The organism is Microcoleus sp. S13_C5 (genome assembly GCF_036700845.1).
Classification (GTDB): domain Bacteria; phylum Cyanobacteriota; class Cyanobacteriia; order Cyanobacteriales; family Microcoleaceae; genus Microcoleus.
In genome coordinates this window covers 1-4,103 of sequence record NZ_JAUBPR010000228.1, presented here as the reverse complement: position 1 = coordinate 4,103, position 4,103 = coordinate 1, and the positions used below count along the sequence as shown (strand labels likewise).

General features: G+C 43.2%; 10 protein-coding genes. 7 read left to right on the top strand and 3 right to left on the bottom strand.

The annotated features are described in order from the left end of the window. Positions 1-41: 41 nt before the first annotated feature. Entirely contained in the window at positions 42-344 is a 303-nt protein-coding gene (locus QUA04_RS28895; RefSeq protein WP_333264017.1) for a hypothetical protein, read from the bottom strand. Positions 345-608: 264 nt separating this feature from the next. On the opposite strand from QUA04_RS28895, the gene QUA04_RS28890 reads away from it, so the two are divergent. Next, positions 609-1,067 (top strand): hypothetical protein, encoded by a 459-nt coding sequence (locus QUA04_RS28890; RefSeq protein WP_333264014.1) that lies wholly within the window; start codon positions 609-611, stop codon positions 1,065-1,067. Between the two features lie 305 nt (positions 1,068-1,372). On the opposite strand, the gene QUA04_RS28885 is transcribed toward QUA04_RS28890, so the two are convergent. Continuing rightward, positions 1,373-1,768 (bottom strand): hypothetical protein, encoded by a 396-nt coding sequence (locus QUA04_RS28885; protein ID WP_333264011.1) that lies wholly within the window; start codon positions 1,766-1,768, stop codon positions 1,373-1,375. 639 nt (positions 1,769-2,407) lie between these two features. Here QUA04_RS28885 and QUA04_RS28880 point away from each other — a divergent pair. The 6 genes from QUA04_RS28880 (at position 2,408) to QUA04_RS30110 (ending at position 3,654) form a co-directional block, all read left to right on the top strand. Beyond that, positions 2,408-2,632: a CopG family transcriptional regulator gene (locus QUA04_RS28880; RefSeq protein WP_333264009.1), complete on the top strand. Its 225-nt coding sequence runs from the start codon at positions 2,408-2,410 to the stop codon at positions 2,630-2,632. After that, positions 2,619-2,810, top strand: coding sequence for a type II toxin-antitoxin system PemK/MazF family toxin (locus QUA04_RS28875; protein ID WP_333264006.1), 192 nt, complete (start codon positions 2,619-2,621; stop codon positions 2,808-2,810). Before QUA04_RS28880 ends, QUA04_RS28875 begins: the two co-directional genes overlap by 14 nt. Continuing rightward, positions 2,779-2,958 (top strand): type II toxin-antitoxin system PemK/MazF family toxin, encoded by a 180-nt coding sequence (locus QUA04_RS28870; protein ID WP_333264002.1) that lies wholly within the window; start codon positions 2,779-2,781, stop codon positions 2,956-2,958. The genes QUA04_RS28875 and QUA04_RS28870 overlap by 32 nt, the downstream gene beginning before the upstream one ends. 107 nt (positions 2,959-3,065) lie before the next feature. Beyond that, entirely contained in the window at positions 3,066-3,347 is a 282-nt protein-coding gene (locus QUA04_RS28865; RefSeq protein ID WP_333263999.1) for a hypothetical protein, read from the top strand. Then, positions 3,278-3,442: a type II toxin-antitoxin system PemK/MazF family toxin gene (locus QUA04_RS30115; protein WP_445242391.1), complete on the top strand. Its 165-nt coding sequence runs from the start codon at positions 3,278-3,280 to the stop codon at positions 3,440-3,442. The genes QUA04_RS28865 and QUA04_RS30115 overlap by 70 nt, the downstream gene beginning before the upstream one ends. Beyond that, positions 3,394-3,654: a type II toxin-antitoxin system PemK/MazF family toxin gene (locus tag QUA04_RS30110; RefSeq protein ID WP_445242392.1), complete on the top strand. Its 261-nt coding sequence runs from the start codon at positions 3,394-3,396 to the stop codon at positions 3,652-3,654. The genes QUA04_RS30115 and QUA04_RS30110 overlap by 49 nt, the downstream gene beginning before the upstream one ends. A gap of 42 nt (positions 3,655-3,696) precedes the next feature. On the opposite strand, the gene QUA04_RS28860 is transcribed toward QUA04_RS30110, so the two are convergent. Next, positions 3,697-3,999: a Uma2 family endonuclease gene (locus tag QUA04_RS28860; protein ID WP_333263996.1), complete on the bottom strand. Its 303-nt coding sequence runs from the start codon at positions 3,997-3,999 to the stop codon at positions 3,697-3,699. Positions 4,000-4,103 lie beyond the last annotated feature (104 nt).

Sequence of the window (4,103 nt, the reverse complement as noted above, 5' to 3'; positions counted from 1 at the left end):
TTTGATAATTTTCGAGAACGGGTATTAGCTTGCTTCTCTAATTAGATAAAAATATCACCGTAAGTTCTGGAGAACCATCGCTCCTTCTCCAATGCTTCCAGAACTATCGGCAGGGTCTTTTTAGTTACATTTTTTCCTGTCGCCTTTGACAGTAGTTTCCACAACTGCGGAGCGATATTTTGTTTGATAGATTCTACCTGATAACCAGGAATCTTCATCTTATCGTATGTCAGACCCTCCGAGGATTTGCGGATAATTTCCTTTTCCACCTCGTTTAAAATCTCTCCTGTGCGATCCTTTACCCGCTGATTCAACCAGCTTAATAACGCATCTTCAATATCCATGATTTAGCCCTAGCCCACATTTTCTATAGATTCTACCACAAACTTTATGAACTTTATGAACTTTATGAACTTGATGAGTGAATTGATGGTGAACTGCCAAACAAAATGAATGAACTTTTGGTATTGTGATTCTGGAAAATTCCAATAAAAATATGGTTATGGTGCTGAGGTAACACGCTCAGTTATCTCTAGTAGCAGCAGAAATGTGGGAAGCAACGTTAAGCCATTGCTTCTCCACGATTAACTTTATTCACAGATTCCATTATGAACTTACTTCGCTCTAAATCAGCAGTTTCTTTACTGATGTTAGGTTCCCTCTCGGCTGCCAGCATTCTGACTGCTACTTCCGTTGTCACAGCTTTGACTGCGAAACCTGCTCAAGCAGCTTCCATGAGCGAAGCAGTCAATTTTCTTGGCAACAACTGGGACGCAATAGTCAGTAATCTTTGGTCTCCTTGGAACAAACAAGTGTTTATGACTAACCTGAGTCCACAGGAAACACAAGCTGTTCAAAATCAATACCGTAGTCGTGCCGACGGGGTGTTATCTGACCGATGTGTTAACAAAGTCGCAGACACTTACTACACAGGTTGGCGAAACGGTGCTACCAAAACTGCCATGCGATGGACTATTGCTATGCGAGTTGAAAATGGTCAAGCCAATTGCTACCAGCGAATGCCAAATCAATATGCAGATGCTTTTATGCGGGCGCGTGGATGGTAGGTAGCAGCTAATAGTTAACTAAGCTTGGCGATCGCGCTTCCCCTGTGAAGTCTGATCGCCACTCCCAACCTCAAAACCATCACGAAGAAAGGAGTCGAAAATGATTGCCAAAAATACTCAGTTTCAGAAGGGATGCAGTCAACTCGTGGCCCTCATAGTATTGTCCATTCCAATGGTCGCATTTCATACCCAAGAGGCTGTAGCTATTCCTCTCAAACCTATCCTTGATCAGATAGGGCGGGGTATGGTACAAGGCTTATTTGGTAATGGATATAACCCTCAAATACCACCCAATTATCAACAATTTACGGGTACTCAAGGAACAGGATTCCCAGAAACATATCCGACTCCACAACAGGGATATCCACAACAGGGATATCCACAGCAGGGATATCCACAGCAGGGATATCCACAGCAGGGATATCCAGAGCAGGGATATCCACAACAGGGATATCCACAGCAGGCATATCCACAACAGGGATATCCACAGCAGGCATATCCACAGCAGGCATATCCACAGCAGGCATATCCACAGCAGGGATATCCACAGCAGGCATATCCACAGCAGGCATATCCACAGCAGGCATATCCCGCATATCCACAACCAGCCTATCCACAGCAGGGATATCAGCCCGGATATCCCGCATATCCACAACCAGCCTATCCCCAGGCTTATCCGCAACCCGCCTATGCTCCTGCATACCCGCAGGCTTATCCGCAACCTTCCCCAATCATCTTGCCCATGTCTCCGCCTGCCAAGTCAAGCCCACCCGTGATCATCAACAACTTTTAAAAGTGTGAAGCCAGTTCCATCCAGATATCCTAAATGCAGCATTTCAAGACAAAACAATCCCCCTTATTCAGGGAAAAAGCGATTTTACCGCCCCCCTTATTCTGGGATAAAACCTATTAAAAAGCCCCCATTATTAAGGGGGGTTGGGGGTATCAGATATTCTAAAGTGCAAATTGAAGAATACCCTACATTATTATTGATTTTGTAGAAACCTGTGACAGGGTGTAGCGCTAAATGCTTACACCCTTTTTTCTGATTACAGAATTTGAGACGAAATCAATGCGATATTTTTTGCGATTCTGAGTGAATTAATCCCACAGGCGATGATCGCCCAACCATCCAAGAAACCGGGTTTCTGCGATAATTTACGCATCCTCACCAGATTTTCCGAAGAAACCCGGTTTCTGAACCCCGCCCCCAATACAAGAAACCGGGTTTCTGCGATCGCCGATAAACTGTTTATGGGTTTTGCTAATTTACAATTCTGCAATTTACTACTTGTGCTATAATTGAGTAAAAATCTTTGTAATTACTAATTGCTAAGATAATGCAAGCTGAAAAAATATCAATTTCCCTATCACAATCGCTAGTAAACTTTATTGAAAGCTACAAAATTGCTAAAGGATGCAACTCGCCCTCCCAAGTAATAGAAGTCGCTTTAGAATTGCTGCGGAATCAAGAACTAGAATCTGCTTACCGACAAGCATCCAGTGAAATAGACCCCGCTTGGGAGTTAACAGTTGCCGATGGATTGACAGATGAAACGTGGTGAAATTTACTACGCTAATCTAAGTTCTACGGTTGGTTATGAGATAGATAAATGCCGTCCAGTATTGGTGGTGAGCAATGACGCTAATAACCGTGCTGCCAATACAGTTACAATTCTACCAATTACCTCTAATGTAACCCGCGTCTACCATGCACGAGGTGTTGCTAAATCCAGAGGATAGCGGTTTATCCAAACCTTCTAAAGTACAAGCACAGCAAGTACGGACAATTTCCAAACAGCGAATCACCAGCGATGCAGTGGGAAGCTTGAGTGAGGAAATCATGCAGTTGGTAAATGCTGCTCTCAAACTGCATTTAGATGTCGATTAACTGTGATATATAGGCGTTTTTTTTCGTGGCACGGGCATCCCGCCTGTGCGACCCCAAGCTTTTAAGCTATAATAGTTGCGTAAAGTCGAGGTAAGTAAAAAAGTAACATGGATCAAACTTCTACAGTTACAATTAGCAATACATCTTATCAAACCCTCGCAGAAATCTCTGCACTCTCAGGAAAACCAATCGAAACAGTTCTCGAACAAGCAATAGAACAATACCGAAGACAACAGTTTTTAGCAGCAGCCAACCAAGCTTATCTTGCCTTACGCGATCGCCCAGAAGCTTGGCAAGAAGAACTTGAAGAACGGGAAGCTTGGGATATCACTTTAGAGGATGGTTTAGAATCACATCCGCAAAACCATCACGGGGTGATATATGGCTGATTGACTTGAACCCAACACGAGGAAGAGAGCAAGCTGGCAAGCGTCCCTGTCTAGTGACATCTGTAGATTTATTAACTCAGGGTGCTTCGGATTAGTTGTCGTACTACCAGTCACATCGAAAGATAAAGGAATTCCCTGGCACGTCGAAGTTAACCCCCCAGGAGGAGGACTTAGACAGCGAAGTTTCATTAAATGTGAAGATGTGCGATCGATCAGTATAGAAAGATTTTTTGAACTGTGGGGTACAGTTTCTCCCACAACATTAATGATGGTAGAAGAAAGACTGCGTATTCTTTTGAATTTATAGCTAAATTTTTTTTAAAAGCTTTCAGCCAGATAAATATCCCTTTCATTCCCCTGACTGAATTTGACTCCTCACCCACTGCCTAAACCCTCGAATCATCGACGTTTCACCCACATTTTCTTGCATTTCCAAAAATCCCATAATCTCAGATGGCGACAAAAAAGGAAAGTGAGGAGAAACCTCACTTTCTACATATTTCTGACCTTCCAACTGATAGAAGATTAAACGCGAACCGTTATAACGCCAAACCTCTAGCACGCCCAAACTCGCATACAATTCCATCCGGTTAATAGAACTGCTAGTGATGTCAATCTCGATTACTAACTCCGGTGGCGGATCGTGATTCAAATTGATTTGATTGAGGCTGCGGACAATCAGGGTAAGAGCATCTCAATCAGCCTTGACAAAAGGATTTGAGAAGAAGCATCATGTATTCATCATTCATTGCAGCC

Coding starts and splice junctions, on each gene's coding strand:
- QUA04_RS28865 (WP_333263999.1), top strand. CDS start 3,066: ATGGATCAAACTTCTACAGTTACAATTAGCAATACATCTTATCAAACC.
- QUA04_RS28895 (WP_333264017.1), bottom strand. CDS start 344: ATGGATATTGAAGATGCGTTATTAAGCTGGTTGAATCAGCGGGTAAAG.
- QUA04_RS28870 (WP_333264002.1), top strand. CDS start 2,779: ATGCACGAGGTGTTGCTAAATCCAGAGGATAGCGGTTTATCCAAACCT.
- QUA04_RS28885 (WP_333264011.1), bottom strand. CDS start 1,768: ATGCAGGAGCATAGGCGGGTTGCGGATAAGCCTGGGGATAGGCTGGTT.
- QUA04_RS28880 (WP_333264009.1), top strand. CDS start 2,408: ATGCAAGCTGAAAAAATATCAATTTCCCTATCACAATCGCTAGTAAAC.
- QUA04_RS28890 (WP_333264014.1), top strand. CDS start 609: ATGAACTTACTTCGCTCTAAATCAGCAGTTTCTTTACTGATGTTAGGT.
- QUA04_RS28875 (WP_333264006.1), top strand. CDS start 2,619: ATGAAACGTGGTGAAATTTACTACGCTAATCTAAGTTCTACGGTTGGT.